The sequence below is a fragment of the Mycobacterium sp. NPDC049093 genome (assembly GCF_040704635.1).
In the GTDB taxonomy this organism is placed as follows: Bacteria; Actinomycetota; Actinomycetes; order Mycobacteriales; family Mycobacteriaceae; genus Mycobacterium.
In genome coordinates this window covers 431,061-457,715 of sequence record NZ_JBEZJS010000005.1, presented here as the reverse complement: position 1 = coordinate 457,715, position 26,655 = coordinate 431,061, and the positions used below count along the sequence as shown (strand labels likewise).

Below are 26,655 nucleotides of genomic sequence, written 5' to 3'. Positions count from 1 at the left end.
CGGCTCAGAACGGCGCCGAGTGCTGCATCAGGCTCAACATCAGCACGACCATGCACAGCAATGAGCTGAACATGATCAGCCCCATGATGACGACCACGAACCACGACGCGCAGCGCTGCTTGCCGCGTGCCAGCTTCGCTATCCGCTCGTCGTGCATGAGTTCGTCTGCGACGACGGCGAATTGGACGCGTTCCAGTTCGGCATCGGCGGCAGGGGCCCCGGAGGAGATTTCACGAAGGCGGGCTGCGGCGATGCCCACGCCGACCCGGTCGAACCGCCGACTCATCTGACGCGCCTGTCTGCGGGTGAGACGGTGATCGAGGGCATCGACCGAATGCGGCCGCTGTGCCCAGCCGCCGTGCGCGTTCGACGGGGTCGTCATAACCTATCGAGTCTACGAGCGTGCCGCGTTGGCAGGAAGTGCGTGCGCGCGGGTTGTTCACGTGCGCAAGTAATTTCTTCAACGGATGACTCTGTGCACATCATCGATCACCTCGCCGCCTTCCTGAGCGATCCATGGTCCGTCGATCGACGGATCGATGATCCCGTCCTCCAGCCACGTGTACCGACCGCCGAGCACGTTGTGCGCCAGTGTCCGGTCAGAGTCGTCGCTGTTGTCCCAGAGTTCGGTGAACAGCCGCTCGGCCCGCACCCGGGACTGGCGGCAGAACGCGTCGGCGAGCTCCACCGCGGAGTCCGGCGTGTCGCTGCGGGCCCGGACGCAGGCCGCCGTCATCGCGAACAGTTCTGCCCCGATGTCGACGATCCGGCCGAGGAAGCGCTGTCGGTATTCCAACTTGCCCTGCCACCGGGACATCGCATAGAACGTGCTGCGGGCGAGCTTGCGGCTGGCCCGTTCGACGTAGCGCAGGTGTTCGCCGAGCGGTCCGAACTCGGTGAATGATGTTGGTAGTTGCCCTTTTCCGGTGACCAGGGTGGGTAGCCAACGTGCGTAGAATTTCCCGGCTTGGGCGGCTGCTTTCGCCTTGTGTTTGAGGTCGGCGTCGGGGTCGATGATATCGCCCGCCACGGAAAGATGGGCGTCGACGGCCTCGCGGGCGAGCATCAGATGCATGATCTCGGTGGACCCCTCGAAGATGCGGTTGATCCGCATGTCGCGCAGTACCTGCTCGACGGGCACCCCGCGCTCGCCGCGGGCCGCCAGCGATTCGGCGGTCTCGAAGCCGCGGCCGCCACGGATCTGCACCAGCTCGTCGGCGATCAGCCAGGTCATCTCCGAGCCGTAGAGCTTGGCCAGTGCGGCCTCGATCCGGATGTCGGTGCGGCCGGCGTCGGCGAGCTCGCTGGCAAGCTCGACCATCGACTCGATTCCGTAAGCGGTGGCCGCGATGAACGCCACCTTGCCGGCCACGGCGTCGTGCTCGCCGACCGGCCGGCCCCACTGAACGCGCTCCTTCGACCATTCCCTGGCGATCTTCACGCACCACTTCGCCGTCCCGGTGCATACGGCCGGCAGCGACAGCCGTCCGACGTTGAGCGTGGTCAGCGCGATCTTGAGGCCTTCACCCTCGCGACCGATGCGGTTCGCCGCGGGCACCCGCACGTCGGTCAGTTTGGTCAGACCGTTCTCGATTCCGCGCAGCCCCATGAATGCGTTGCGGTTGGTGACGACGATGCCGGGGGTGTCTGCCTCGACGACGAAGGCGGTGATGCCGCCTTTGTGTCCCTCGCCGGGCGGCACCTGGGCCATCACTACCAGTAGATCGGCGATGACCCCGTTGGTGGTCCACAGTTTGACGCCGTTCAGCAGGTAGTCGTCGCCGTCGGGGGTCGCGGTGGCGTGCAACCTGGCCGGGTCGCTGCCGACGTCGGGTTCGGTGAGCAGGAAGGCGCTGATCTCCCGCGTGCACCGCGGCAGCCAGGTCTGCTTCTGCTCGGTTGTCCCGAACATCGACACCGGCTGCGGCACCCCGATCGACTGATGTGCGGACAGCAAGGCGCCCAGCGCGGGGTGCACCGAGCCGACCAGGGCGAGGGCCTTGTTGTAGTACACCTGCGACAGGCCGAGCCCCTCGTAGTCGACGCCGATCTTCATGCCGAACGCGCCGAGTCCCTTCAAACCCTGGATGACCTTGTCCGGGATCTGCGCGTCGCGTTCGATGACCGCAGCGTCGATCTGCGTCTCGCAGAACTCCCGCAGCTCGGCGAGGAAGGCCTCGCCGCGATCCGTGGTCGCGGCCGGACCACGCGGGTACGGATGGACCAGGTCCAACCGCAGTCTGCCGAGAAACAGTTCTTTGCCGAAACTGGGCTGGTCCCATCGCGCTTCCCGCGCCTCCTCGGCGACCTGCCTGGCTTGTCGTTCGTTGACTTCTCCGGTAGCGGTCATCGGCCGGCCTCCATACGTCCGTTCGCTGGTGGCATACCCGCGCCAAATTTCGCCGAAACGGCATTCCAGCAGGCCGGCTCTCGAACTTCTCCTGCCGGAGTGCGGTTTCGGCGGGGAGCGACTGCGCCGACCCGGCCCTAGCTACACTTACTGTAAGTGCAACGGTTAGGAGCCGCGTTGATCAAGGTCATGCAGGGCGTGCGAGTGCTCGAGGTCGCGCAATTCACCTTCGTGCCGGCGGCGGGAGCCATCCTCGCCGACTGGGGCGCCGACGTCATCAAAGTCGAGCACCCGGTACGCGGCGACACCCAGCGTGGGTTCATCAACATGGGCGGGTTCCAACTCGACCCGAACCGACATCCGCTCATCGAGCACCCCAACCGCGGTAAGCGCAGCGTCGGCATCGACGTCTCGACCCCCGGCGGGCAGGAGGTGCTCTACGAGATCGCAAAGACGGCAGACGTCTTCCTGACCAATTACCTTCCCGCCCAACGGCAGAAGAACAAGTTCGACGTCGAGCACATCCGGGCGGTGAACCCCAACATCATCTACGCCCGCGGCAGCGCCTACGGCGACAAAGGTTCCGAGCGCGATACCGGCGGCTTCGACGGCACCGCCTTCTGGACCCGCAGCGGCGTCGGCCATGCCCTCACCCCGGAGGCGATCAACGGTGCACTGTCCCAGGGCATCCCGGCCTTCGGTGATTCGATCGGCGGCATGAACATTGCCGGCGGGATCTCGGCGGCGTTGTTCCACCGCGAGCGGACCGGGGAAACGGCCGAGATCGACGTCTCACTGCTGAGCACGGCGTGGTGGGCGGCCGGCGCCAGCGTCACGCAGGGCATGGAGACCGGTGAGACGATGCGCTCGCTGATGCCCGACGACGCCACTTCGGTGAACCCGTTCATGGCCAACTACCGGACGTCCGACGGCGGCACCATCAATCTGTGCATTGTCAGCCCGACCGGCTACATCCGTGATGCCTTCGAACATCTCGGTCTGCCCGAGCTTGCCGATGATCCACGGTTCTCCGATGTGCTGCCGCTGATCGAGAACGCCTCGGAAGGCGTCGAACTCATCGCGAAGGCGATCGGCAGCAAGCCGTTCGAGTACTGGCGTCAGCACCTCAAGACCATGAAGGGCCAGTGGGCGCCGTTCCAGAGCCTGGTCGATCTCGCTTCGGACGACCAGGCGGTGGCCAACGACATGGTCGTCGAGGTGGACGCCAGTGACGGCGGGAAGCCGTTCAAGGTGGTGCGCGGGCCCGTGCAGTTCAACCACGAACCCTTGGAGACCACCCGGGCGCCCCAGGCCTCCGAGCACACCGAGATCGTGCTGATGGAACTCGGCCTCGACTGGGACCGGATCGAGGAGCTCAAGGACTCGGGCGCGATCGCCTGAGGTGGTTGGCGCGGTCTGCCGCGGCGTCGCTGCGCACGCTTTGGCGTGGTTAGCCGCGGCGTCGCTGCGCAGGCTTTGGCGCGGTTTTCTACACCAGGGCTGCTCATCGCGGCGGCAGCGACCCCTAGGTAGAAATCGGCGAAACGCACGCCGACGGGAGTGCGAAGAAGCACCGGCGAAACGCCCGCCGGCGGGGCGCAACGAAGCACCGACGCACGCAAACGCGATCGCCGGAGCTAGTTGCAACCGCCCGCGTGAACCCACCGGCCGTTGTAGCCGATGCAGCCGCTGACGTTGGAACCCGGCGGGGGCGGCGGCGGAGGCGCGTCCTCCGGGAGCGGCGCGTAATAGGCCGGCGGCGGAACGTAAGGGGCGACGGCGTCGGCGATGTTGACGCAGCCGCCGACCGAGATCCGGCGCCCGGCGCTGGCGCACACGTCGGCGTTGGCGGTCCCGGCCGGGGCCGCCAGGACGATGGCGCCGGGCAGCGCGGTGAAGGCGAGCGCGACCGTGGCCGCGCGGAGCCATGATGATCGAGGCGTTGGGGTGTTCATCGTTGTCCTAGGGGCTGATCAGGTGGCTTGATCCCGCAACGGGCGCGGAAGTCGGTCAGCGGCTGACGGATCCCGACCAGGTCGGCGTGGGCCTGCGGGTTGGCGTCGAAGAAGGCCTTGGTGTCGCCCTGCACTTCTTCCTGTGGGCGGCCGTGCAGATTTGTGTAGAAATCGTTCACGTCCGGATGGGTCCACAAGTATGTGGAGGTTGCCGCGGCGACTCCGGAGGCGATGCCGGCGAGATCGGCGGCCGTGCAATTGGGCGGCGGCGGCTCGGCGGCTGCTGTCACAGGGCCGAACAGGCCGACGACAACCCCGACGGCACCAGCGGCGAACGCCGGCATCATTCCGTAGCGCACGGTGGTCGGTGTGCGGGACACAGCGGGACTCCTTCCCGAGGTGGGCAGGTGCCGATTGCATCGCCCGGCGGGCCGAACTTTAGCAGGTGGGACGGGGTGTGTGCGACGAATCTTTCGCTCGGCAAGCACGTGGCATGTCTTGGTGCGTCAGCCTTTAGGGCCGCGGCGGTACCGCGGTGCGGCCATTGCGATACGCCGTCGGGGTGGTGCCGAACCAGCGTTTGCAGGAGCGGGTGAGGACACTCTGCTCGGCATAGCCGAGTTGGTGGCAGAGCTGGTCGAGGCTGAGGTCGGTGTCGAGCAGCAGACGTTGAGCGGACTCGCGCCGCGTCTGGTCGACGAGGTCGGCGAACGTGGCGTTCTCGGCGAGCAGGCGCCGTTGCAGGGCCTTCGGATGAAGACCGATGTGACGGGCGATGTCGGTCAGGCCGACCACTCCGGTGGGCAGGAGTTGGCGCACCAGGCTGCGGACCAGTTGGCTGGTGGTCGGGTTGGATTCACCCATCACCTGGGCCAGATAGTCGACCGCGGTCTGGTGGGCAAGCCGATCGGTGGGCAGCGGGCGTTGCAGGTCGGTGGTGCGCAGGGTGAACCCGGCGACCGGTTCGAAAAAGCTGGGCGGACAGCCGAAGTAGGTCTGATAGTCGTCGGTGGGCGTCAGGGCGGGATGGGGTAGGTGCACGGCGACGGGCCGGTAGTCGGCACCGAGGAACAGCCGCAGTACCTGCAATGTGACTCCCAGCGACAGCTCGATGGCCTGGGCTTGCGGAGGTGCCGGGTTCAGGGCGTACTCGAATTCGAAGCGACGCAGATTCGGGTCCAGATGGGTGGTCACCCGCGCGGTGATCGACGGGCTGTAGGCCGCCATGAACTTGTCGAAGATCAGGAAGGCTTCGGCAACGCTGGCGGCATTACGACCCGCCAGCCCGACCGGGCCGAGGATGTCGATGCCTTGGCGGAGCGCCAAACGCCGCCCGAAGTCCGGGGTTTCGAGTGTGGCGGCAGTGTCTTCGAGCATTTGTGCCCCGTTGGGCAGGGAGATGAAGCGGTCGTGGCGGCCGACATCGTCGTAGGGAATGTGGGCGGCATCGACCAGAGCGCGACTATCTCCACCGAGTTCGGTGACCAACTGGTGAAAATTCGTGAGTGCCGTGCCCCGGATCACGGCCATGTCCCACAATGTCAAAGATTTGTCCTGGAATGTCAAGACAGAAGCTGGCAGTTTGCTGCACAGTGGATGCCCGGGTCGGGGTGAATCGGCTGCGCGGCTTGCCCCACCAGTGGTCGGCTGCACAGCCCAGTCCTCATGGAGAAGAGGGGCGCGGTGTCTGACGTGCAGGGTGACCAGTTGGTGGCAGCAGCTCTACCGGACGGCGGCGTTTTGCCGTTCCCGCCGGTCCCGTCGGGCAGTATCGCGGGCCGCACGTTGCAGGAGTCCACGTACAACCCGCGGTCAGTGCCGAAGCGACTCCATGACGACTCGCCGAACATCGTCATCGTGCTCATTGACGATGCCGGACCCGGCCTGCCCTCGACCTTCGGTGGTGAGGTGACGACCGCGACCCTCGACAGAATCTGCGCTGAAGGGGTGTCGTACAACCGTTTTCACACCACGGCGATGTGCTCGCCGACGCGGGCCTCGCTGCTCACGGGCCGCAACCACCACGAGATCGGCAACGGCCAGATCGCCGAGCTGGCCAATGACTGGGACGGCTACGCCGGCAAGATCCCGCGGTCCAGCGCCACCGTGGCCGAAGTGCTCAAGCAGTACGGCTACGCGACATCGGCCTTCGGAAAGTGGCACAACACCCCCGCGGAGGAGACCACCGCGGCGGGGCCGTTCGAGAACTGGCCCACCGGATTGGGTTTCGAATACTTCTACGGCTTCCTCGCCGGAGAGGCGTCGCAGTACGAACCGAACCTGGTGCGCAACACCACCGTCGTCCCACCGCCCCGGACTCCGGAGGAGGGCTACCACCTGTCGGAGGATCTGGCCGACGACGCGATCTCGTGGCTGCGCCGGCACAAGGCGTTCAACGCCGACAAGCCGTTCTTCATGTACTGGGCCAGCGGCGCCATCCACGGCCCGCACCACATCATGAAGGAGTGGGCGGACAAGTACGCGGGCAAGTTCGACGACGGCTGGGATGCCTACCGGCAGCGGGTGTTCGCGCGCGCCAAGGACAAGGGCTGGATCCCGCAGAACTGCGAACTGACCGAACGTGATGAGCAGCTCGCCGCCTGGGATGACATCCCCGAGGACGAGAAACCGTTCCAGCGACGCCTGATGGAGGTCGCCGCCGGGTTCGGCGAACACGTCGACGTCCAGGTCGGCCGGATCGCCGATGAGCTCGACTCGCTCGGCTACGCCGAGAACACCCTGTTCCTCTACATCTGGGGTGACAACGGCTCGTCGGGCGAGGGCCAGAACGGCACCATCGCCGAACTGTTGGCGCAGAACGGGATTCCCACCACGGTGCGTCAGCACATCGACGCTCTCGACGAACTCGGCGGCCTCGACGTTCTGGGCTCACCGTTGGTCGACAACCAGTATCACGCGGCGTGGGCCTGGGCCGGCAGCACGCCGTACAAGGGGATGAAGCTGCTCGCGTCGCATCTGGGTGGCACGCGCAACCCGATGGCGGTGCGCTGGCCGGCCAAGGTCGCCGCGGAGAGCGCCCCGCGGGACGTGTTCCTGCACTGCAACGACATCGTGCCGACCATCTACGACGTCGTCGGTATCGTGCCGCCGCATACGGTCAACGGTGAACCTCAGATGCCGCTGGCGGGAGCGAGTTTCGCCCGCACGCTGGGAGACCGAAATGCGCCCGGCGGCAAGTTGACCCAGTACTTCGAGATCATGGGTAGCCGCGGCATCTACCACGATGGCTGGATGGCCTCGGCGCGCGGACCGCGGCTGCCGTGGGTGCCGGGCCAGCCGCCGGGGATCGCCACCTGGACGCCCGACAACGACACCTGGGAGCTCTACCACCTCGACGAAGACTGGTCCCAGGCCCACGATCTCGCCGCTGAACAGCCCGAGAAGCTGGCTCAGATGCGGGAGATGTTCATGGTCGAGGCGGCCCGCAACGAGGTGCTGCCGGTCGGCGGTGGGCTGTGGGTGCCGGTGTATCACCCCGAGCTGCGCATCGCGCCGCCGTACCGGGAGTGGGAGTTCTCGGGCGACACCATCCGGATGCCGGAGTTCTGCGCACCGGCGCTCGGAAACAAGAACAACGTCGTCACCATCGACGTCGACATTCCCGCCAGCGCGAACGGGGTGCTGTACGCGCTCGGCGCCGGGGCAGGTGGGCTGACCCTGTATCTGGACGAAGGGCAGCTCTGCTACGAGTACAACCTGTTCATTCTGCAGCGCACAAAGATCCGATCCGAGGGCAAGGTCCCGCCGGGACGCGCCACCCTCACGGTGACCACTCAGTACGCGGATCCACGCCCGGCCGGCCCGCTGGACATCACCGTCGCGCGCAATGGCGAAACGATCGCCAGTGGCCAGGTCCCGATCAGTGCACCGTTGTTGTTCACCGCCAACGACTGCCTGGACATCGGCACCTGCCTCGGCTCACCCGTATCGCTGGACTACCGCGAGCGCGCGCCGTTCCCCTTCGAAGGTCGTATTCACCGCGTGCACGTCGCATACACCTAGACCCGACAAAAACGAGGTGGCTGCCGGACCAGGTCCGGCAGCCACCTCGAAAGTCGTTTGGTGTGCGTTGGGTTAGATGTGCACCGCCCGGTGACGATGACGAAGCAGGCGGGACAACCAGCGGACATCGATCAACATTGCGTTGGCCTTTCTCTCAGGCGCTCTTGGTAAGCAGGGGCAGCAACCGGCGGCGCGCCGTATTGCCTTCGGCGAAGTGATGCAGGGCTTCGGGCACCGACGAGCTGAGCGGTACGCCCACCTCCTGGTGGTGGATCTCGGCGGCGACCGGCTGGCTGGCGACTACCGCCCAGTCCACACCGAGTGCGCCGCACCGGTCATCGATGTCGTAGAACAGTGAGATCGCCTGCGGGGTAAAGCTGTTCACGCCACTCAGATCGAGTGCCAAAGGCTTCTCCGCAAGAATGAATCGATTCACATACGACGCGATCTGGTCGATGTTGTTGCTGTCGACATCTCCCTTGACGGTTACCACTGTCGCCAGTTGGCGGCACTGTGCGCGCATCGATGCGCCCTCGCAGATGACTGCCGAGTTCCCGTACCGAAAGTGTCGATCCAATGCCGGGGTGTTGTTCGTGAACGTCATGATCAGCCTCCCGCCGTCTTTCCTGAGCTCTGGCTGAGCTCCGTCGCGTCAACCTGTTCACAACGCTAAGTGGGCAAAATAAGGCGGCTGGGAGCCAGCGTTAATGCTTTGCTAAGAACATTCGCGGACCTACCCGTCGGTAAGGTCGGCCACGATCAGTACGTCGAGTGTTCGCGGTCCGTGTACGCCTTCCACCCGCTGCAGCTCGATGTCACTGGTGGCGCTGGGACCAGAGATGAAGGTCAGTGGCCTGGTCGCCGTCAGCTCGGCGAACGCCTGGGGCACGGTGTCGACGATCTGCTCTGCCCGGACCACACAGAGGTGATGGTCGGGCACCAGGGTCAACGCCCGCCGCCCCTGCCCAGGGCCGGCATCTAGCACGATCGTGCCAGTCGCAGCGATTCCCAGCCTGCATCCGGTCAACACGGCATCGGCCCGATCGAGTTGCTCGACATTCAGCGTCGGCTCGTCGGGCACCGCCGTCAGCCCGGTCACCCACTCGGGCGGCAGGTCGGCTGGGATGACCACAGTGGCGTCCGGGCCGACGAGCTCGAGGACGGTCGACGCGATCGCATCGACCCCGATCCGATGGACCCGCGCACGGTACTCGGCGACGGCCTCGGAGAACCTCTCGACGTCGCCGGCGCCGGTCAGGGACTCATGGTGATAGTCCCGCGGCACCTCGACCGACGGTGGCGGTGCGGCGGCCAGGGCACCGCGGATCCGGTCGAGCACGGCGGCGCGGGCCGCGTCGGGCGTCGGATCGGTCACTATCGGTCTCCCTCGTGGGTCCGGTTCCACCACTGCCGGAACGTCTCGGCGGGCGGCTCGGGAATGTCACGGCTGGCGGTCCACTTCGACGCCGGCCAGGGCAGTGCAGAGATCCGGTGATCGCGCCCGGCGATCAGGCGTCCGGCGCCCAGGGCCTTCTCAGCCAGTGCGAACCGGGCCGCGCCGCCCATTGCCCAGCCCGCCGCCTTCATCGCCAGATCCTGCCCGGAGAAAAGGACCCCGCGCCCTGTCCTTTCCTGGTCCACCTGTTGCGCGCGCAGGTGTACCAGGATCGTCGGGATGTCGATGCGTACCGGGCAGGCCTCGAAGCATGCTCCGCACAGCGACGAGGCGAACGGCAGGCTGGCGTTGGGGTCATTGTGGCCGGTGGTGCCGGTGAGTTGGGGGCTCAGGATCGCCCCGATCGGTCCGGGATACACCGAGCCGTAGGCGTGCCCGCCCGTGCGTTCGTAGACCGGGCACACGTTCAGGCACGCGCTGCACCGGATGCAGTGCAGCGCCGGGCGCCCCACCTCATCGGCCAGCACCCGGGTGCGGCCGTTGTCCAACAGCACCAGATGGAATTCCTGCGGCCCGTCACCGGGATGCACGCCGGTCCACATCGAGGTGTACGGGTTCATCCGTTCCGCGGTCGAGGAGCGCGGCAGCAACTGCATGAAGACCTCGAGATCGGTGAACGACGGCACCACCTTCTCGATACCCATCACCGTGATCAGCGTCTGCGGAAGCGTCAGACACATCCGGCCGTTGCCCTCGGACTCCACGACGGCCAGCGTGCCCGTCTCGGCGATGCCGAAGTTCGCCCCGCTGACCGCGACCTTCGCAGTGAGGAACTTGCGCCGCAGATGGGCCCGGGCCGCCATGGCCAGCACGCGCGGCTCGTCGGTCAGCTCACCCGCGTCGGGCATCTCCCGGTCGAAGATCTCGCGGATCTCGGCCCGGTTGCGGTGGATGGCCGGCACCAGGATGTGGCTGGGCTTGTCGTGGCCGAGCTGAACGATCAGCTCGGCCAGATCGGTTTCGAACGCGGCGATGCCGTTGGCTTCCAGGTACTCGTTGAGGCCGATCTCCTGGGTGGCCATCGACTTGACCTTGACCACCTCGTCGGCGCCGGTGGCGCGGATGAGATCGGCGACGATGCGGTTGGCCTCCTCGCCGTCGCGGGCCCAGTGCACCACGCCGCCGCGGCGGGTGACATTGGACTCGAGTTGCTCGAGCAACTCGGGCAACCGCGCCATCACGTCCTGCTTGAGCGCGCTGCCCGCGGCGCGCAACTGTTCCCAGTCGTCGCATTCGGCGACGGCGGCCAGTCGTTTGGTCCGGATGGTGTGGGTGGCGTGGCCGATGTTGCGGCGCAGCTGGGAGTCGGCCAGTGCGGTGCGGGCGGCTTTCGGAAAGGACTCGTCGCCACGGAGGTTGCCGACTCCGGGGGTGCCCAGGAATGTGGTCATGCTTCGGCCGCCAGGATCTCGGCCAGGTGCACGGTGCGCACCCCGGAGCGCAGCCGACTGAGCCCGCCACCGATGTGCATCAGGCATGAGGAGTCTCCGGCGCTGCATACTTCGGCCTCGGTTTCGAGGATGTGCGCCATCTTGTCTGCCAGCATCGCCGTGGAGGTGTCGGCATTCTTGATCGCGAAGGTTCCGCCGAATCCGCAACAGGATTCGGCCTCCGGCAGCTCCACGAGAGTGAGTCCCTGCACGTTGTGCAGCAGCCGCAGTGGCTTGTCGCCCACCCCGAGCATGCGCAGCGAGTGGCAAGTGGGGTGATAGGTGACGCGGTGCGGGTAGTACGCGCCGACGTCGTCGACCCCGAGCACATCGATCAGCAGTTCGGACAGCTCATAGGTCTTTTCGGCCAGGCGCTCGGCACGGGTGGCCAGGTTCTCGTCGCCGGCCCGGCGGGCCACCATCGCATGTTGGTGACGGACCGATCCCACACACGATCCGGAGGGCGCGACGATGGCATCGCAGTTCGCGGATTCGAAGGCCTCGACGTGATTGCGCACCAACGCGGTGGCTTCCTGCAGATAGCCGGTGTTGACATGCATTTGGCCGCAACAGGTTTGGCCAGCAGGAAAGACCACCTGGTGACCCAGACGCTCGAGCAACTGCACCGTGGCGATCGCCGCAGGTGGGAACATCGCATCCGCCAGGCAGGTCGCGAACAGGGCGATTCGCATGCACACTCCTAAACCGTGACGTATCCACAATATGCCGGGAATCCGTAACCGCGGGCGGCTGTTGTTCGGCGTGGCTGCGGAACGCGGTCGGAGAGTGAAAGGCCAGTATGTCGGCAACGGGCGAGGCTGCACCTGCGGTCCGCGAGGTTCAGCGTCCATACGACACCACGATCCGATACGCGGTCACCGGCCAGCCCGACGGGCCGACGCTCGCCTTCATTCACGGGTGGGGTTGTGACAGAACCGATTACGACGCCGTTACCGGCCTCCTGTCGGACCGGTACCGCGTCATCGCGATCGATCTGGCCGAACACGGCGAATCTCGGTCGGCGCGCGAGGTCTGGACGATCGAGGAATTCGCCCGTGACGTGGCGGCAGTCCTGACCGCCGAGGTTGCGCAGAGCGTCGTCGTGGTCGGGCATTCTCTCGGCGGTGCGGTAGCGGTGGAAACCGCACGGTTGCTGCCCGACGCGGTTTCGCACGTCGTTGCGCTGGACGGCCTGCACTACCTGTCGCTGTATCCGGCCCAGGACGCACGGCAGGCCCGGGCCGTGCTGCAACCCTTCTACGACGACTTCGATGCGGCGACGCGGGACATGGTCGAGGGAGGATCGCCCGAAGGCACTGACCCGGCGCGCACGAACGCGTACTTCACGAAAATGGCGGCTGTGCGCCAGCCGGCCGGTCTGCGCGCTGTCGAGGGCCTGGTGGACTGGGACATGGACGCCGCGCTCGGTGACGTTCGAAAGCCGGTGACGCTGTTGGCGGTGCGCTCACTCATCAGGCAGGAAGCCATCGAACGCTACCGCGACCGGATCGACATCGTGCCCGTGGATCTGGGCAGCCACCACTTCCACGTCGAATCACCAGAAGGCACTGCTGAATTGCTGATTCGGGTGGTTTCCGATCAGTCGCGGTGTCGATCCGGCGGCCACTGAGCACCGCGATAGTGCTCCCACGGGTTGTAGTCCGCGAGCAGCTCTTCCTGCGGTGGGCGCTCAGCCTCGGGCACGTGTTGCAGGTTGATCCGCACCCGGTACCAGATCGAGCTCGGTCCGCGCATGCCGTCGAGTAAGACGTCGACGGGTTCGAGCCGCGCCGCCACCGCGGGATAGCGCTCGCGCCATACGTCCAGTGCCGCCATGGCTTCGTCTTTGGTTTTGGTCTTGGCGATCTCGATCAGCGGCATGCTCGACTGTCGTCGTCCATCGTGAGACGCGCCCTTGGGGGCTTTCTCTGCCGGGCCGAGCTCCTTGGCGAGCGCGAGCAACGCGTCCAGCTCGCCGACCGCTAGATCCATGCCTTCCCACGGGTCGCCGATCTCGGCGAACCGGGAGGGCACGGTGGCGACCGTGAACGCTTCGGGGCGGCAGCCGTCGACCTCGTCCCAGCGCAACGGGGTGGAGACCCGGGCATCGGGGGTGGCCCGAACGGAATAGGCCGAGGCCACCGTGCGGTCCTTCGCGTTCTGGTTGAAGTCGACGAAGACCCGGGAGCCCCGCTCTTCCTTCCACCAGCGGGCGGTCGCCAGGTCCGGGACACGTCGCTCGACCTCACGAGCCACCGTCTCGGCAGCCAGCCGCACCTTGGTGAACGGCCACCGCGGGTGGATGCGCGCATAGATGTGGAAGCCGCGCGAACCCGACGTCTTGGGCCACGCGGTCAGGCCGTGTTCCTCCAGCACCTCGCGGGCGACCTGCGCGACATCGACGATCTGCGACCAGTCGACCCCGGGCATCGGGTCGAGGTCGACGCGAAGTTCGTCGGGGTGGTCGAGGTCGTCGGCGCGCACCGGGTGGGGGTTGAAATCGACGCACCCGAGGTTCACCGCCCAGGCCAGTCCCGCGGTGTTGCGCAGCACCGCTTCCTTGGCCGACGTGCCGGACCGGTACTTGAGCTCGGCGACGTCCACATAGTCCGGCCGTTTCTCCGGGGCACGTTTCTGGAAGATGGCTTCGGTGGAGATGCCCTTGACGAACCGTTTGAGGATCATCGGACGCTCATAAACACCACGCAGTGCACCGTCGGCGACTGATCGGTAATAGTTGATCAGGTCCAGCTTGGTGACATGCGCGTCAGGGAAAACCACCTTGTCGGGGTTGCTGACGGCCACCTCGAGGCCGTCGATCTCCAGCGACTCTGCACCGGCCATGACCACATGGTAGTTACTGCCCGCGGTGCGATAGATGTCACTTATTGTGGCGACATGCCAAGTCTGTCTGATCTGCCGGCGAACCTGACCGCGAAAGCCAAGCAGTACGCGGAGCGTGGCGCGGCCGAATTGCACTACGCGCGCAAGATGTTCGAGGCGGGTGCGCTACGGCTGGAACCGCCTCAGCACCTCGCGGCCATGCTGAACGACATCCGGACCTGGGGCGAGATCGGGATGATCCCGGCGCTCAACGCGCGTCGGCATCCCAACCGTGTCGCGGTGATCGACGACGAAGGCGAGTTGACGTTCGGTGAGCTCGACGCCGCGGCGCACGCGGTGGCCAACGAACTGCTGACCATGGGTGTGCGCGGCGGTGACGGCGTGGCCATCCTGGCTCGCAACCACCGTTGGTTCCTGATCTCCCAATACGGCGCGGCCCGGGTCGGGGCCCGGATCATCATGCTGAACTCCGAGTTCTCGGGGCCGCAGATCAAAGAGGTCTCCGAGCGCGAGGGCGCAAAGGTGATCATCTACGACGACGAGTACACCGCTGCCGTGGCACACGCCGAGCCGACACTGGGCAAACTACGGGCGCTGGGCGTCAACCCCGATTCCGACACTCCGTCGGGTAGTACCGACGAGACCCTGGCCGACGTCATCGCGCGCAGCAACGGCAAACCTGCGCCCAAGGCCACCAAACATCCCGCGATCATCATCCTGACCAGCGGCACCACCGGCACCCCCAAGGGTGCCAACCGGGCCGCTCCGCCGTCGCTGGCGCCGATCGGGGGAGTACTGTCCCACGTCCCGTTCAAGGCCGGTGAGGTGACCGCACTGCCGGCGCCGATGTTCCACGCGCTCGGGTTCCTGCACGCCACCATCGCGATGATGCTGGGCTCCACGCTGGTGCTCCGTCGCCGGTTCAAGCCGGCCACCGTGTTCGAAGACGTCGAGAAGCACGGAGTCACCGGCATGGTGGTGGTGCCGGTGATGCTGTCGCGCATGCTCGACCATCTCGATCAGATGCAGCCCAAACCCAACCTGTCGTCGCTGCGGATCGTGTTCGTCTCCGGCTCCCAACTCGGCGCGGAACTGGCAGCCCGTGCCCTCAAAGAGCTCGGGCCGGTCATCTACAACCTCTATGGATCGACCGAGATCGCCTTCGCCAGCATCGCGCGCCCCAAGGATCTGTCGATCAATCCGTCGACGGTCGGACCGGTGGTCAAGGGCATCACCGTCAAGATCATCGATGACAACGGCAACGAGTTGCCGACGGGGCAGGTGGGGCGCATCTTCGTGCGAAACACCTTCCCGTTCAAGGGATATACCGGTGGCGGGGGCAAGGAGATCATCGACGGCATGCTGTCGTCGGGCGACGTCGGATACTTCGACGAGCACGGCCTGCTCTACGTCAGCGGTCGCGACGACGAGATGATCGTCTCCGGCGGCGAGAACGTGTTCCCGGCCGAGGTCGAGGATCTGATCAGTGGACACCCCGACGTCATCGAGGCCACCGCGCTCGGTGTCGAGGACAAGGAATGGGGTGCGCGGCTCAAGGCCTTCGTGGTGAAGGCCGAAGGAGCCAGCCTCGACGAGGACTCCATCAAGTCCTACGTCAAAGAGCATCTGGCGCGATACAAGGTGCCGCGTGAGGTGGTGTTCCTCGACGAGTTGCCGCGCAACCCGACCGGCAAGATCCTCAAGCGGGAACTCCGCGATCTGGAATAGTTTGCCCACATCGGTGGTAGTACAGGCTTGTGAACATCGAACTGGCCGGAAAGACCGCACTCGTCACGGGCTCGACGCAAGGCATCGGGCTGGCCATCGCCGAGCAACTGGCACGTAGCGGTGCCCGTGTCGCCGTCAACGGTCGTACGCCGGCCCGGGTCGATGAAGCCGTCGCCAAGCTGGGCGAGTTCGACGCCCTGGGTGTTGCCGCCGACGTCTCGACGGAGGAGGGAACTGCCGATCTACTGCGTCAGTTGCCCGACGTCGACATCCTGGTGAACAACCTCGGCATCTTCGGGGCGGTTCCGCCGATGGAGATCACCGACGAGCAGTGGCGCACCTACTTCGACGTGAATGTGCTTGCGGCCGTGCGGCTTATCCGTAGCTACCTGCCGGGTATGACCGAGCGCGGCTGGGGCAGGGCGATCCAGATCGCCAGTGACTCCGCGATTGTCACGCCGGCGGAGATGATCCATTACGGCGTGTCCAAGACGGCGCTGCTCGCGGTGTCGCGTGGTTTCGCCAAGGAAGCTGCGGGTACCGGCGTGACCGTGAACTCGGTGATTGCCGGGCCGACCCATACCGCGGGGGTGGAGGACTTCGTCTATCAACTCGTCGACAAGTCGCTGCCGTGGGAGGAGGCGCAGCGGGAGTTCATGATCAAGCATCGGCCGCAGTCGCTGATCCAGCGCCTGATCGAGCCGGAGGAGATCGCCAACATGGTGACTTATCTGGCGTCGCCCCTGGCCTCGGCGACCACAGGTGGGGCGCTACGCGTCGACGGCGGTTACGTCGACTCGATCCTGCCGTAGAAACTCAACCTCCGGCGCTGCCGCGAGATCGAACGTATTCTGCCGCCATGGGGGCGCAGAGCGTATCGGGAAAAGTCGCCGTGATCACCGGTGGTGCATCCGGTATCGGTGCGGCGCTCGCGGCAAGGCTGGCCGGCCAAGGCGCTGAAGTGTGGATTGCCGATCGACAGAAGGACGTCGCACAGGATCTCGCCGACAAGCTCGGTGCCAGTGGTGGAACAGCACACGCCATCGCAGTCGACGTGCGCGACTTCGCCTCGTTCGAGCGCGCGATCGCCACGATCGCGGAGCGGTCGGGCCGGATCGACTACCTGTTCAACAATGCGGGAATCGGGGTCGGCGGCGAGATCGACTCGTACACGCTGGACGACTGGAACGAAGTCTTCGACGTGAACCTGCGTGGTGTCGTGCACGGCATTCAGGCGGTCTATCCGATCATGATCCGGCAGCACAGTGGCCACATCGTGAACACCGCCTCCATGGCTGGGCTCATGACCGGCGCAGGTCAGGCGAGCTACTCCGCCACGAAGCATGCCGTCGTGGCCATCTCGCGGACCTTGCGCGTCGAGGCCGAGCGTCACAACGTGCTGGTTTCGGCGCTGTGCCCAGGGGTGATCCGGACACCGATTCTCAGCGGTGGCAAGTACGGGAGGCTAAAAGGCGCAGGCGTCACCGACGAAGACTTCGTCAAGAAGGTGTGGGAACCGTTGCGGCCCATGGATCCTGACGTTTTCGCCGAGCGTGTGGTGCGGGCCGTGATGCGGGGCGACGCGATTATCATCGTGCCCGCGTGGTGGAAGTTGTTCTGGTATCTGGAGCGGCTTTCACCGCGGCTGTCGTTGCGCTTGGCGAAAACGGCGCTCGAGCGCAACCGTGCTGTGCAGGCGGAGCTCAACGCGGGGCATTAGGAGAGCATCGCGGTGCCGGGCACGGCCAGGCATACCAACGACAATGCCAGCAGGAACCATCCTGCGCCCTGCCAGATCGGCCAGGTGCTCTCGGCTTTCCACACCTGGTAGGTCCGGATGAAGGCCCCGAGCCCGCCGACGAACGTGATCGTGGGAACCAGCGCCGCCGAGAGCACGGAGTGGTCAAAGGCGTAGAACGTCAGCGCCAAGCCCGCCACGACAACGACGGCGACCACGTAGCCCACCGCGGACCGGAACATCTCCGGGTTGTGCCAACGCTTTTCGACATCGTCTTCATCGCTGCCCATATCTTCGGCTCACATCCGTCACGGCGGCCCGTTGATGTACCAGGCCAGACAACCCGGCCGGCCGCGGCACGCGATGATGGCGCCGGCATCGGGAGCCGACCCGCGCACCCGCGGCGGTCGGGGTTGCAGATTGCAGTTCACCACGTACGGGTTCCACGGGATGACCCCGTTTACACATGGCTCGGCCTGAATCTCGGCAGGTCCCGCGGAGACCTGGCCCGACACGGCAGTCGGCGCGATGACGACCGCGACTGCCGCTACGCCCACTGCCACCGGGCGCAGGATGCGCTGTACTGACGTTCTCATCGTTGAGTGCCAACCGTTTCTGGTAGCCGTCTATTTCGACGGTAGCACTCGAGTCACCTACCGAGCAGACGCAAAACTGCCCCGTTTCCAGGGCAGTTTTGCGTCTGCTCGCGCGATCGGGTTACGGATCGCGGGGCAGGCCCAGCAGGCGTTCGGCGATGATGTTGAGCTGAACCTCGGTGGTGCCGCCGTAGATCGTGGTGGCGCGGCTGGCCAACAGGTACTCGGCCCAGCGGCCGGATTCCTGCTCGGGGTCCCCGACTGCGCCGTCGGTGCCGAAGGAGGCCACCGCGAACTCGGCGTAGCCCTGGCCGGTCTTCATCGACAACAGTTTGGAGATCGCGGCCGCAGGCATGGGGTCCCCGCCGGCCAGCGTCAGCAGCGTGGACCGCAGGTTCAGCACCTTGGCGGCGTGGCCTTCGGCGATCAGCCGGCCCGCGTGGTTCTGCTCGATCTGGTCGAACTGCCCGTCACGTAAGAAGGCCACGAACTGGTCGAGGTTGGCCAAGAACGGCGGCTCGCTGCTGCCGATCGACACCCGCTCGTTGGTCAGCGTGTTGCGGCTGACCTCCCAGCCACGGTTGACCTCGCCGAGCACCATGTCGTCGGGTACGAACACGTCGTCGATGAACACGGTGTTGAACATCGCGTTGCCGGTCAGCTCCCGCAGCGGCTTCACCTCGACGCCCGGTGACTTCATATCCAGCAGGAAGTACGTGATGCCATTGTGTTTTGGAGCGCTTGGCTCCGTACGCGCCAGCAGGGCGCCCCACTCCGAGTACTGTGCACCCGTCGTCCAGATCTTCTGTCCGGTGATCCGCCAGCCGCCGTCGACCTTGGTGGCCTTGGTGGTCAGGCTGGCCAGGTCAGAACCGGCACCCGGCTCGGAAAACAGCTGGCACCAGATCATCTCGCCGCGGAACGTCGGTGGCAGGAACCGCTGCTGCTGCTCCTCGGTGCCGAAGGCCACGATCGACGGGATGATCCAGGCGGCGATACCCATCTGCGGGCGCCGCACGCGGCCGGTGCTGAATTCCTGGGCGATGATGATCTGCTCGATCGGCGCCGACGCGCGGCCCCACGGCTTGGGCAGGTGCGGCTGCACCCAACCACCCTCGGCGATCGCGGTGTTGCGTTCGGCACCGCTCGGAATAGCCTTCAGCCCAGCGACTTCCGTGCGGATCTCGTCACGGAGCTTCTCGGTGTCCGGGTCGAGGTCGATGTCGACCGGCCGCATCCCGCTTGCCGTCGCGGTGTCGACCACAAGTTGCGCGTAGTCCGAGACTCGGCCGAAGCAGGCAGCCAGCACGAGTGCGCGCCGGTAGTAGACGTTGGTGTCGTGTTCCCAGGTGAAGCCGATCCCGCCGTGCACCTGGATGCAGTCCTGGGCGGTGTGCTGTGCGGCAGCGGGTGCCAGGGTGGCGGCCACCGCGGCGGCGAACTCGTAATGAGTTGTTGCCGAGGGGTCTTCCTGCGCGTCGTCCAACGCGCGGGCCGCGTCCCAGACGGCGGCGGTGGCGCGCTCGGTGTCGGCGATCATTCCGGCGCACTTGTGCTTGATCGCCTGGAACTGCCCGATCGGCCTGCCGAACTGCTCGCGGATCTTTGCGTATGCGGTGGCGGTGTCGGTGGCCCAGCGAGCGACACCGATCGCCTCGGCCGACAGCAGGGTGGTGATCAGTGCGCGGGCGTGGGCGGTGCTCAGGCTGGTCAACACCCGGTCGGCGTCGACCTCGACTGCGTTGGCCCGGACGTGGGCCAACGGACGTAGCGGATCGACGCTGCGCACCGGCTCGATCTCGAGCTGGGCGGCGTCCAGCACCACCCATTGGACACCGGACTCGATCGCGACCGGCAGCACCAGGATCGATGCCTGCGCTGCGGAGGGCACCGCCTGGGCCTCGCCGCGGATCACCAGGCCGTCACCGTGGCGGGTCGCGGTCAGACCGGAGTCGATGGCGTAGGCCGCGATGGTCTCGCCCGAGGCCAGGCCGCTCAGCACCTTCGCCTCGGGGTTGTCGGCCGAGATCAGTGCGCTGGCGATCGCCGACGGGACGAAGGGTCCGGGGACCGCGCCGTAGCCGAACTCGGCCAGTGTGATGGCTAGTTCAAGGATGCCGAACCCTTGTCCGCCAACGGATTCCGAGAGGTGAAGGCCCAGCAGCCCCTGTTCGGCCGTGGCTTTCCAGTACGGCGGGGGATTGGGGATCGGGGTCTCGAGCGCTTCGTGAAGCACCTCCGAGGGCGCCACTCTCGCCACCAGGGACCGGACCGAATCGGCCAGGTCGCTGTGCTCAGACGTGATCGCAATAGGCATGCGGTTCCTCCATCCGGGGCGTACATCTATTAACCGGTCGGTTGGGCCGAGGGTACCCCGGCGTGACCGGCGCCACTTCGGGGGTCTATCTGTACCTTGCGCGGTGCTCCGTCCTTTAGGGCTGGGTGTAGCGCATCCCGGGGTTTGTGCCTCGCAGAGCGAGGTCGTGTCTGTCAGACGGGACGTTGCTGGTTTTCGGTCGCTCCGCCGAATGGGCGCGCGAAGTAGGAGATGGACCAGAAGTGTCGGCCCCACAGGTATTTTCGGAGGCGAGGGCTTGTAGACGACATGTCTTGCTGGGGGTGCATCCTCGTTTCGTTGCCATCGTGGTGACATACGCCAACGGTCATGTCAGTGGTGTGGACGATACTGCTGCTGTGAGCGAGTTGATGGTGGTCAAGCGGTGCGTGAAGTATCCGCTGGCACCGTCGGCGGCGCAGTCGGAGGTGTTGGCTCGTCAGGCTGGCGCCGCTCGGGCGTTGTGGAATCTCATCCACGCGCACCACACGTTTTATGAGGCGTCGAGACGGTGGCCGTCGTGGTCGGACTCGGACGCGGCGATCCGGCAGGCCCGCAAGGACATCGACTGGCTCGCGATCCTGCCGGCCCAGGCTGCACAGCAAGTGCTCAAAGCCTACCAGCAGGCCTGGTTGAATTATTGGAACGGCACCCATGGCCGGCCTACCTGGAAAACGCGTCGGGCACGCCACGCGGTCGATGTGCCCCAAGCTCGCGACCTCAACTTCACCCGGCTCAATCGCAAGTGGGCGACCGTGGCCATTCCGAAAGTCGGGAAGGTCAAGCTCCGGTTGCACCGCGATATACCTGAACGGGTCACCGGTGCGCGGGTGGTGCGGGAGTCGACTGGCTGGATGTTGGTGGTGCGTGGTGAAAACCAGGTCGTGAAACCCTGCCAGCGGCGAGCGCAACGGGGCAGCGTCGGTATCGACCGTGGCGTGATCCATACTCTGGCACTGTCGGACGGGTCGTTCATCGACCAAGCAGCCACCCTCACTGCAGGTGAGAAGAAACGTCTTTACCGTCTTGAACGCCGAGCCGCGCGGCAGCGGGCAGGGACACTCCGCGGCCACAAAGCAAGCCGTAGACTGCTGCGGACCTACGCTCAGATCGCGAGCTTGAAAGCCCGCCAGGCCCGACGCCGCTAGGACTTCGCCCACCAAGCCACGACCGCACTGGTCGCCACCGGGATGGCCACCCTGGTGGTGGAGGACCTGCGGGTGAAGAACATGACCCGCAGTGCTAGAGGCACCGTCGAAGCACCGGGGACGAACGTCAAACAAAAGTCTGGGTTGAACCGGTCCATCCTCGATCAAGGATGGACCCAGATTCTGACACTGCTCACATACAAGGCCGATCAAGCAGGGGCACGGGTCATCCGGGTCCGGCCACACGGCACGTCACAGACGTGCCACCGATGCGGGTCCACCGCAGAGGGGCAACGCGAAAGCCAAGCGTTGTTCCGATGCGCAGACCCAGCATGCGGGTGGACCGGCAACGCTGACACCAACGCCGCGATCGCAATCAATCACCGGGGCCAGGAAGTGGCCTTGCAGGACGTGGAGCCCAACGCCATCAGGCAGGCTGTGAAACGTCAAAACCCGAAAACCGCCGCTTAACAGCGGTAGCTAGTAAGGAAACCGCCTCCTTCAGGAGGCGGAGACTTCATCTCACCCCGTTAACTACGTGGACCAACGGTTCGCCGTCGTGAATGCGTCGGCAGTTGTCCACCGCCATGGTCAGATACCGCCGCATGGTGTCGGCCGTGTACCAGGAGACATGCGGTGTCAGCACCACATTGGGCAGCTCTAGCAGGGGGTTGCCGGGCGGTACCGGCTCCTCGGCGAACACATCGAGGCCGGCCGCGGCCAGCTGCCCGGTGCGCAGCGCGTCGACCAGGGCGGGCTCGTCGATGATCGGTCCACGCGCGGTGTTGATGACGACGGCACCGGGTTTCATCGACGCCAGGGCCGCCTTGTCGAGCAGGCCCTGGGTGGCCTCGGTCAACGGGAGATGCAGCGAGACGATATCGCTGGCGGCCAACAGGTCTGGCAGACTGCGCCACCGTGGGTGACCGGTATCGCGCGTGCTGGTGTGCAGCACCTGCGCCGGCTCGGCGCCCATGGCGATGACGATTTTCTCGACCCGCTTCGCGACGTTGCCGTAGCCGAGCAAGCCCACTGTGCACCCGCTGATGTCGCGGACGGTCTCGCCCAGGCTGTGGTCCGACGGCCAGCCCTTGCCGTCCCGGGTGGCGCGGTCGAGCTCGGGCAACCGGCGCAATGCGGCCAGCATCAGCAGTACAGTGCCCTCGGCCACCGAAGGGGCATTGGCCCCCGGCATGTTGGCCACCAGGATGCCCAGTCGACTGGCGGTGTCGACGTCGATGGTGTTCACCCCGGCGCCGAGCTTGTGCACCAGCCGCAACCGCAGGCCACGCTGGAGGTCGTCGCCGGACACCGGCCGTAACACGTGCCAGAGCACCTCGGCGGACGGCAGCTCCCGGTAGAACGTGGTGTCGTCGTCTTCGGCGCAGAACGTCACGTCGATCCAGTCCTGATGAGGTGCAAGGAAATCCAGCACCTTGTCACCGGGAGTGAAGTGGGCCAGGACCTTGATCCGGCCGGGGCTCACCGCCACCGCTTCGCGATCCATCCGGCGATGGTATCGGCCTGTTCGTCGCGGGCACCGGCAGTGGTGAAGTAATGATCGGTGTCGATGGAGGACTGGGATTTGTCCGTGCTCGCCAGCGCGTCGTAGATGCGTTTGGCGTCCGACGGGTACACCCCGGTGTCCTGGTCGGCGTTGATCACCAGGGCCGGGCAGGTGATCCGGGCCAGGTGCGGCTCGGCCCGGGTCTGGGCGTGCCGCAGGCTCCACATCCCGATCCAGTTCCGCACTGTGGTGGCTGCGGCGATGCCGCGAGCCGACCGGTTGGCCTTGATCGGTGTTCCCGCGTAGCAGAGATTGGCTTGCCGGTTGGTCGGCTCGATGGCCGGATCGACCATCCTGGGATCGGCCCAGGTACGCATGACGGTGAACGGACGGTCCGAATAACCTTCTGCCTGAATCTGTTTGAGCTCGGCCTCGGCCCAGTCGGTGATCTTCTCGTTGCGGGCCACCTGGGCCGCGCGGTACCGGGCCACGAACTCGGCCGAGAAGGGCGCCGGGTTGCGCTCATCGAACAGGTCCAGTTCGGGGTCGCTGGCGACGGCGTCGTTCTCGTCGACGACGGAGGCGTCCATCCAGGCGGTCAGCACATCTGGGCGTCCCGGATGGGCCGCACTGGCCACATAGCCGTCGGCAGGTGGGAGGTCGGTCAGGCCGGTTGCCGGTCGCATGCCCTCCAGCGGCCGCACGTTCGGGTCGACGGCCTGGGACTGGTAGGCGGCCATCAGCGATCCGCCGCCGGAGTTGCCGAGCAGGACAACGGTTTCGATGTCCTGCTGTTCGCGCAGCCAGCGCACGCCCACTCCGATGTCGACCAGCGCGTGGTCCAAGAGGAAGCTGCTCTCGAAGCCGCGGAAACGAGTGTTCCAGCCGAGGAAGCCGATGCCCCTGCGCGCCAGGAAGTCCGCGATGTAGTGCTCGGAAAAGTCGATCTGATAGTGCGTGGCGATCACGGCCACCTTGGGTTTGTGTCCCGCGCCGCGGTAGTAGAGGCCCTGGCACGGGTACCCGCCGGCCCCGGCGCGCTGGGCAGTCGGGGATTCCAGCCCGATGAACTCGCGGACCACTTCCGGTGACGCTGTACTCATGAACGCGGGGTCTCCTCGTGGTAGATGGTCCGGTAGAACACGTTGGCCAGGGTGGTGATGCAGGCGGTGTCGTCGGCGACGGCGTCACGGCCGCCGGACAGTTGCGCGTAGCAGAACTGGTTGAGCATCGATACCAGCGCGACGGCGGTCAGGTGGGCGTCGTCGTCGGGGCAGAAGCCTTGCTGCTGTGCATGTTTGACCATCTCGGTGATCATGGCGATCGGCAGCTGGCAGATCTCGTCCCAGTATTCGGCGAAGTCGTCGTCGATCATGGCCATCTGGGAGACGCTGATGATCTCGGCCAGGCGGTGCCGGTAGGTCATCCAGTGTGCCGAGGCCGCCTGGTGGCAGCGTTCCCAGTTGGTCAGATTCGGCGCGGTCGCAGGCAGTGCCCGCTCGCGGGCCTCGTTGCGGAACCGCAGCGCCCATTCGCGAACCATGGCCTCTTTCGAGGCGTAATAGTTGTAGAACGAGGCGGCCGAGCGGCCCGCCTCCGAGGCGATGTCGGTGATCGTCGTGGCCAGGATGCCCTTGCGGGCGATCACCACACGGGCCGCATTGTCGATCGCCGCCTGGGTCTGGCGGCCACGCGCGGTCGGCAACGGGGTGCGGGGACTGACGGTCACGGATTTCCTCACTCCCGGCGGGCTGGGGAAACTTGCCCGGTCATTGATCACATCTGAATCTGATGTTAGATTCAGATTCGCCGCAGCGCCAGTCCTTGGCGCGTTCGCCCCGGAGGTGTGTCACGTGATCAAGCCCAACAATCCCAACTCGGAGTTCGAGTTCGGCGGAATCAACCATGTGGCCCTGGTGTGCGCGGACATGGCACGCACCGTTGACTTCTACACCAACGTGCTCGGCATGCCCCTGATCAAATCGCTCGACCTACCGGGCGACATGGGACAGCACTTCTTCTTCGACGCCGGCAACGGGGACTGCATCGCGTTCTTCTGGTTCCGCGACGCCCCCGACGGCGTGCCGGGGATCTCGGCGCCGGCCGCCATTCCCGGCATCGGCGAATTCGTCAGCGCCACCGGCTCGCTGAACCACATCGCCCTACACGTGCCCGCCGAGAAGTTTGACGAATACCGGCAGAAGCTCAAGGCCAAGGGGGTTCGCGTCGGCCCGGTGCTCAACCATGACGACAGCCCGATGCAGGCGTCGGCGACCGTGCACCCCGGGGTCTACGTCCGGTCGTTCTACTTTCTCGACCCGGACGGCATCACGCTGGAATTCGCCTGCTGGACGAAGGAATTCACCGACAACGATGCACAGACGCCGCCCAAGACGGCCGCCGATCGTCGTCCGCCCGTGACGGCGGGTAGTTAGCTCCGGCCCGCCCGGCTAGCTCCGGCTAGCTCCGGCCCGACCGTCTCGCCCGGCCCACCACTGTCACGCCAGAGTGGCTGTCGCCGTCGAGCGCCACTCCAACGTGACAATGGGCGTGCGTCGGCCGGGTTGGCCGCAGACATTGTCACGCCAGGGTGGCCGTCGAGCCCGACAGCCACTCCAGCGTGACAAACGGCCGGCAACGGCAACGGCAACGGCCCGCGGCAACGGGCCACAAAGTGGGCCACAACCGCCCCCGGGCGTCAAGGCGTCAAGACTTGGTGGCGGTGACGAAATAGCCCCGCGGTACCCCTGGGACGTCGAGTGGCACCGCCGCGGCGAACCACCGGTTCCACGTGTTTCCAGGCTCCGCGATGTCGGTGACCACCGCCGACCAGCCCAGCGGCTCGCACAATTGCTCCGGGGAGTCGGTCCCGAACAGCCACGGCGCGCCGTTACGGGCCATCTGCTCGCGAACCGCTGCCAGCATCACGTTGTCCAGCAATGTCTTGCCGACGATGTCGTACAGCAGGACCGATCCGGCCGCCGACAGCGCGTCGACGCGCTCGAACACCGTGTGCACGGCGTCCTCGTCGAGGTACTGCAACAGGCCCTCGATCAACCACACGGACGGCGTCGTCGGGTCAAAGCCGTTGGACCGCAGGGCATCGGTCCAGTCCGTGGTGAGGTCGACGCCGATGGCCACCCGCCGGCAGTGTGGCTCGTCGCCCGCAAGTAGATCGGCCTTGGTCGCGATCACGGCGGGCTGGTCGAGTTCGAAGACCGTGGTGCCGTCGGGCCAGGGCAGCCGGTAGGCCCGCGCGTCCAGACCGGCGGCGAGGATCACCACCTGCTTCACCGGCGGAACGACATTCAACAGCGCCTCGTCCCAGAACCGGGTGCGCACCACGATCTGCAATGTCGACTTGTCACCGGTGGCGGCGACCGCCTCGGCGAGCAGCCGCCGACCCGCTTCCCCTGCCAACCGCTCCGCGAAGGGATCGTCGAAAAGCCGGTCGGGGCGGCGGGTTTCCTCGGCACGGATGGCCGCCACCAGGACGCCGGTATCGGCGACGGCTTGACCTGGGGTCGGTCCAGAGTTCGTCATGC

General features: G+C 66.1%; 25 protein-coding genes and 1 pseudogene. 9 read left to right on the top strand and 17 right to left on the bottom strand.

Features of this window, described 5'->3' with window-relative positions; all coding sequences use genetic code 11:
* Positions 1-4: 4 nt before the first annotated feature.
* Positions 5-382: a hypothetical protein gene (locus AB0876_RS22445; protein ID WP_491842111.1), complete on the bottom strand. Its 378-nt coding sequence runs from the start codon at positions 380-382 to the stop codon at positions 5-7.
* A gap of 78 nt (positions 383-460) precedes the next feature.
* Positions 461-2,350: an acyl-CoA dehydrogenase family protein gene (locus tag AB0876_RS22440; RefSeq protein WP_526042966.1), complete on the bottom strand. Its 1,890-nt coding sequence runs from the start codon at positions 2,348-2,350 to the stop codon at positions 461-463.
* Between the two features lie 189 nt (positions 2,351-2,539).
* Here AB0876_RS22440 and AB0876_RS22435 point away from each other — a divergent pair, with 189 nt between their 5' ends.
* Positions 2,540-3,751 (top strand): CaiB/BaiF CoA transferase family protein, encoded by a 1,212-nt coding sequence (locus AB0876_RS22435; protein WP_491842201.1) that lies wholly within the window; start codon positions 2,540-2,542, stop codon positions 3,749-3,751.
* Between the two features lie 236 nt (positions 3,752-3,987).
* Here AB0876_RS22435 and AB0876_RS22430 read toward each other — a convergent pair whose 3' ends face one another.
* The 3 genes from AB0876_RS22430 to AB0876_RS22420 form a co-directional block, all read right to left on the bottom strand.
* Entirely contained in the window at positions 3,988-4,305 is a 318-nt protein-coding gene (locus AB0876_RS22430; RefSeq protein ID WP_055110798.1) for a hypothetical protein, read from the bottom strand.
* Entirely contained in the window at positions 4,302-4,652 is a 351-nt protein-coding gene (locus tag AB0876_RS22425; RefSeq protein ID WP_491842200.1) for a heme-binding protein, read from the bottom strand. The genes AB0876_RS22430 and AB0876_RS22425 overlap by 4 nt, the downstream gene beginning before the upstream one ends.
* Positions 4,653-4,818: 166 nt before the next feature.
* Positions 4,819-5,835 carry an AraC family transcriptional regulator gene (locus AB0876_RS22420; protein WP_491842109.1) on the bottom strand — a complete coding sequence of 339 codons (1,017 nt, stop codon included), beginning with the start codon at positions 5,833-5,835 and terminating at the stop codon, positions 4,819-4,821.
* 153 nt (positions 5,836-5,988) lie between these two features.
* On the opposite strand from AB0876_RS22420, the gene AB0876_RS22415 reads away from it, so the two are divergent.
* On the top strand, positions 5,989-8,328 hold the full coding sequence (locus AB0876_RS22415; RefSeq protein ID WP_526042965.1) for an arylsulfatase: 2,340 nt from the start codon (positions 5,989-5,991) through the stop codon (positions 8,326-8,328).
* 154 nt (positions 8,329-8,482) lie between these two features.
* On the opposite strand, the gene AB0876_RS22410 is transcribed toward AB0876_RS22415, so the two are convergent.
* From AB0876_RS22410 to AB0876_RS22395, 4 genes are all read right to left on the bottom strand, one after another.
* Positions 8,483-8,932 (bottom strand): STAS domain-containing protein, encoded by a 450-nt coding sequence (locus AB0876_RS22410; RefSeq protein WP_491842107.1) that lies wholly within the window; start codon positions 8,930-8,932, stop codon positions 8,483-8,485.
* Between the two features lie 129 nt (positions 8,933-9,061).
* Positions 9,062-9,703, bottom strand: coding sequence for a LutC/YkgG family protein (locus tag AB0876_RS22405; protein ID WP_491842106.1), 642 nt, complete (start codon positions 9,701-9,703; stop codon positions 9,062-9,064).
* Positions 9,703-11,175, bottom strand: coding sequence for a LutB/LldF family L-lactate oxidation iron-sulfur protein (locus tag AB0876_RS22400; RefSeq protein WP_491842105.1), 1,473 nt, complete (start codon positions 11,173-11,175; stop codon positions 9,703-9,705). Before AB0876_RS22400 ends, AB0876_RS22405 begins: the two co-directional genes overlap by 1 nt.
* On the bottom strand, positions 11,172-11,906 hold the full coding sequence (locus AB0876_RS22395; RefSeq protein ID WP_491842104.1) for a (Fe-S)-binding protein: 735 nt from the start codon (positions 11,904-11,906) through the stop codon (positions 11,172-11,174). Before AB0876_RS22395 ends, AB0876_RS22400 begins: the two co-directional genes overlap by 4 nt.
* A gap of 107 nt (positions 11,907-12,013) precedes the next feature.
* Here AB0876_RS22395 and AB0876_RS22390 point away from each other — a divergent pair, with 107 nt between their 5' ends.
* Positions 12,014-12,844, top strand: coding sequence for an alpha/beta fold hydrolase (locus tag AB0876_RS22390; RefSeq protein WP_491842103.1), 831 nt, complete (start codon positions 12,014-12,016; stop codon positions 12,842-12,844).
* Here AB0876_RS22390 and ligD read toward each other — a convergent pair.
* Positions 12,814-14,058 carry a non-homologous end-joining DNA ligase gene (gene ligD, locus AB0876_RS22385; RefSeq protein ID WP_491842102.1) on the bottom strand — a complete coding sequence of 415 codons (1,245 nt, stop codon included), beginning with the start codon at positions 14,056-14,058 and terminating at the stop codon, positions 12,814-12,816. The genes AB0876_RS22390 and ligD overlap by 31 nt on opposite strands.
* Positions 14,059-14,112: 54 nt before the next feature.
* Between ligD and fadD2 the strand changes: the two genes are divergently transcribed.
* From fadD2 to AB0876_RS22370, 3 genes are read left to right on the top strand one after another with little or no spacing between them, the layout of a single operon-like run.
* On the top strand, positions 14,113-15,786 hold the full coding sequence (gene fadD2 / locus AB0876_RS22380; protein WP_491842101.1) for a long-chain-fatty-acid--CoA ligase FadD2: 1,674 nt from the start codon (positions 14,113-14,115) through the stop codon (positions 15,784-15,786).
* A 29-nt stretch (positions 15,787-15,815) separates the two neighbouring features.
* Positions 15,816-16,598: an SDR family NAD(P)-dependent oxidoreductase gene (locus AB0876_RS22375; protein ID WP_491842100.1), complete on the top strand. Its 783-nt coding sequence runs from the start codon at positions 15,816-15,818 to the stop codon at positions 16,596-16,598.
* Positions 16,599-16,645: 47 nt separating this feature from the next.
* Positions 16,646-17,506, top strand: a complete 861-nt coding sequence (locus tag AB0876_RS22370) for an SDR family NAD(P)-dependent oxidoreductase (protein ID WP_491842099.1) — start codon at positions 16,646-16,648, stop codon at positions 17,504-17,506.
* Here AB0876_RS22370 and AB0876_RS22365 read toward each other — a convergent pair.
* The 3 genes from AB0876_RS22365 to AB0876_RS22355 all read right to left on the bottom strand — a co-directional run bounded on the left by AB0876_RS22365 (position 17,503) and on the right by AB0876_RS22355 (position 20,437).
* Positions 17,503-17,814, bottom strand: a complete 312-nt coding sequence (locus tag AB0876_RS22365) for a hypothetical protein (protein ID WP_491842098.1) — start codon at positions 17,812-17,814, stop codon at positions 17,503-17,505. The genes AB0876_RS22370 and AB0876_RS22365 overlap by 4 nt on opposite strands.
* 18 nt (positions 17,815-17,832) lie before the next feature.
* Positions 17,833-18,120, bottom strand: coding sequence for a hypothetical protein (locus AB0876_RS22360; protein WP_491842097.1), 288 nt, complete (start codon positions 18,118-18,120; stop codon positions 17,833-17,835).
* A 121-nt stretch (positions 18,121-18,241) separates the two neighbouring features.
* Positions 18,242-20,437 carry an acyl-CoA dehydrogenase family protein gene (locus tag AB0876_RS22355; protein WP_526042964.1) on the bottom strand — a complete coding sequence of 732 codons (2,196 nt, stop codon included), beginning with the start codon at positions 20,435-20,437 and terminating at the stop codon, positions 18,242-18,244.
* A gap of 377 nt (positions 20,438-20,814) precedes the next feature.
* Here AB0876_RS22355 and AB0876_RS22350 point away from each other — a divergent pair, with 377 nt between their 5' ends.
* Both AB0876_RS22350 and AB0876_RS22345 read left to right on the top strand, forming a co-directional pair.
* Complete coding sequence (locus AB0876_RS22350; RefSeq protein ID WP_526042963.1) at positions 20,815-21,603, top strand: transposase; 789 nt, start codon at positions 20,815-20,817, stop codon at positions 21,601-21,603.
* A 12-nt stretch (positions 21,604-21,615) separates the two neighbouring features.
* Positions 21,616-22,074 (top strand): annotated as a pseudogene (locus tag AB0876_RS22345) (transposase); the annotation flags it as partial.
* A 46-nt stretch (positions 22,075-22,120) separates the two neighbouring features.
* Here the strand turns inward: AB0876_RS22345 and AB0876_RS22340 are convergent.
* Genes AB0876_RS22340 through AB0876_RS22330 form a run of 3 tightly spaced genes read right to left on the bottom strand, consistent with a single transcriptional unit; the run spans position 22,121 to position 24,839 of the window.
* Complete coding sequence (locus AB0876_RS22340) at positions 22,121-23,110, bottom strand: 2-hydroxyacid dehydrogenase (RefSeq protein WP_526042962.1); 990 nt, start codon at positions 23,108-23,110, stop codon at positions 22,121-22,123.
* Positions 23,086-24,213, bottom strand: coding sequence for an alpha/beta hydrolase family protein (locus AB0876_RS22335; protein ID WP_526042961.1), 1,128 nt, complete (start codon positions 24,211-24,213; stop codon positions 23,086-23,088). Before AB0876_RS22335 ends, AB0876_RS22340 begins: the two co-directional genes overlap by 25 nt.
* Positions 24,210-24,839 (bottom strand): TetR/AcrR family transcriptional regulator, encoded by a 630-nt coding sequence (locus AB0876_RS22330; protein ID WP_526042960.1) that lies wholly within the window; start codon positions 24,837-24,839, stop codon positions 24,210-24,212. The genes AB0876_RS22335 and AB0876_RS22330 overlap by 4 nt, the downstream gene beginning before the upstream one ends.
* A 124-nt stretch (positions 24,840-24,963) precedes the next feature.
* Here AB0876_RS22330 and AB0876_RS22325 point away from each other — a divergent pair, with 124 nt between their 5' ends.
* Positions 24,964-25,545, top strand: coding sequence for a VOC family protein (locus AB0876_RS22325; RefSeq protein WP_064881562.1), 582 nt, complete (start codon positions 24,964-24,966; stop codon positions 25,543-25,545).
* Positions 25,546-25,816: 271 nt separating this feature from the next.
* Here the strand turns inward: AB0876_RS22325 and AB0876_RS22320 are convergent, their stop codons facing one another.
* Positions 25,817-26,653, bottom strand: coding sequence for an SAM-dependent methyltransferase (locus AB0876_RS22320; protein WP_491842092.1), 837 nt, complete (start codon positions 26,651-26,653; stop codon positions 25,817-25,819).
* Between the last annotated feature and the right edge of the window lie 2 nt (positions 26,654-26,655).

Excerpts from the sequence above, each read along its gene's own strand:
- AB0876_RS22320 (WP_491842092.1), bottom strand. The coding sequence starts at position 26,653 with ATGACGAACTCTGGACCGACCCCAGGTCAAGCCGTCGCCGATACCGGC.
- AB0876_RS22355 (WP_526042964.1), bottom strand. The coding sequence starts at position 20,437 with ATGCCTATTGCGATCACGTCTGAGCACAGCGACCTGGCCGATTCGGTC.
- AB0876_RS22390 (WP_491842103.1), top strand. The coding sequence starts at position 12,014 with ATGTCGGCAACGGGCGAGGCTGCACCTGCGGTCCGCGAGGTTCAGCGT.
- fadD2 (WP_491842101.1), top strand. The coding sequence starts at position 14,113 with ATGCCAAGTCTGTCTGATCTGCCGGCGAACCTGACCGCGAAAGCCAAG.
- AB0876_RS22395 (WP_491842104.1), bottom strand. The coding sequence starts at position 11,906 with ATGCGAATCGCCCTGTTCGCGACCTGCCTGGCGGATGCGATGTTCCCA.
- AB0876_RS22445 (WP_491842111.1), bottom strand. The coding sequence starts at position 382 with ATGACGACCCCGTCGAACGCGCACGGCGGCTGGGCACAGCGGCCGCAT.
- AB0876_RS22410 (WP_491842107.1), bottom strand. The coding sequence starts at position 8,932 with ATGACGTTCACGAACAACACCCCGGCATTGGATCGACACTTTCGGTAC.
- ligD (WP_491842102.1), bottom strand. The coding sequence starts at position 14,058 with ATGGCCGGTGCAGAGTCGCTGGAGATCGACGGCCTCGAGGTGGCCGTC.
- AB0876_RS22365 (WP_491842098.1), bottom strand. The coding sequence starts at position 17,814 with ATGGGCAGCGATGAAGACGATGTCGAAAAGCGTTGGCACAACCCGGAG.
- AB0876_RS22360 (WP_491842097.1), bottom strand. The coding sequence starts at position 18,120 with ATGAGAACGTCAGTACAGCGCATCCTGCGCCCGGTGGCAGTGGGCGTA.
- AB0876_RS22435 (WP_491842201.1), top strand. The coding sequence starts at position 2,540 with ATGCAGGGCGTGCGAGTGCTCGAGGTCGCGCAATTCACCTTCGTGCCG.
- AB0876_RS22370 (WP_491842099.1), top strand. The coding sequence starts at position 16,646 with ATGGGGGCGCAGAGCGTATCGGGAAAAGTCGCCGTGATCACCGGTGGT.
- AB0876_RS22335 (WP_526042961.1), bottom strand. The coding sequence starts at position 24,213 with ATGAGTACAGCGTCACCGGAAGTGGTCCGCGAGTTCATCGGGCTGGAA.
- AB0876_RS22440 (WP_526042966.1), bottom strand. The coding sequence starts at position 2,350 with ATGACCGCTACCGGAGAAGTCAACGAACGACAAGCCAGGCAGGTCGCC.
- AB0876_RS22340 (WP_526042962.1), bottom strand. The coding sequence starts at position 23,110 with ATGGATCGCGAAGCGGTGGCGGTGAGCCCCGGCCGGATCAAGGTCCTG.
- AB0876_RS22425 (WP_491842200.1), bottom strand. The coding sequence starts at position 4,652 with ATGATGCCGGCGTTCGCCGCTGGTGCCGTCGGGGTTGTCGTCGGCCTG.
- AB0876_RS22420 (WP_491842109.1), bottom strand. The coding sequence starts at position 5,835 with ATGGCCGTGATCCGGGGCACGGCACTCACGAATTTTCACCAGTTGGTC.
- AB0876_RS22400 (WP_491842105.1), bottom strand. The coding sequence starts at position 11,175 with ATGACCACATTCCTGGGCACCCCCGGAGTCGGCAACCTCCGTGGCGAC.
- AB0876_RS22430 (WP_055110798.1), bottom strand. The coding sequence starts at position 4,305 with ATGAACACCCCAACGCCTCGATCATCATGGCTCCGCGCGGCCACGGTC.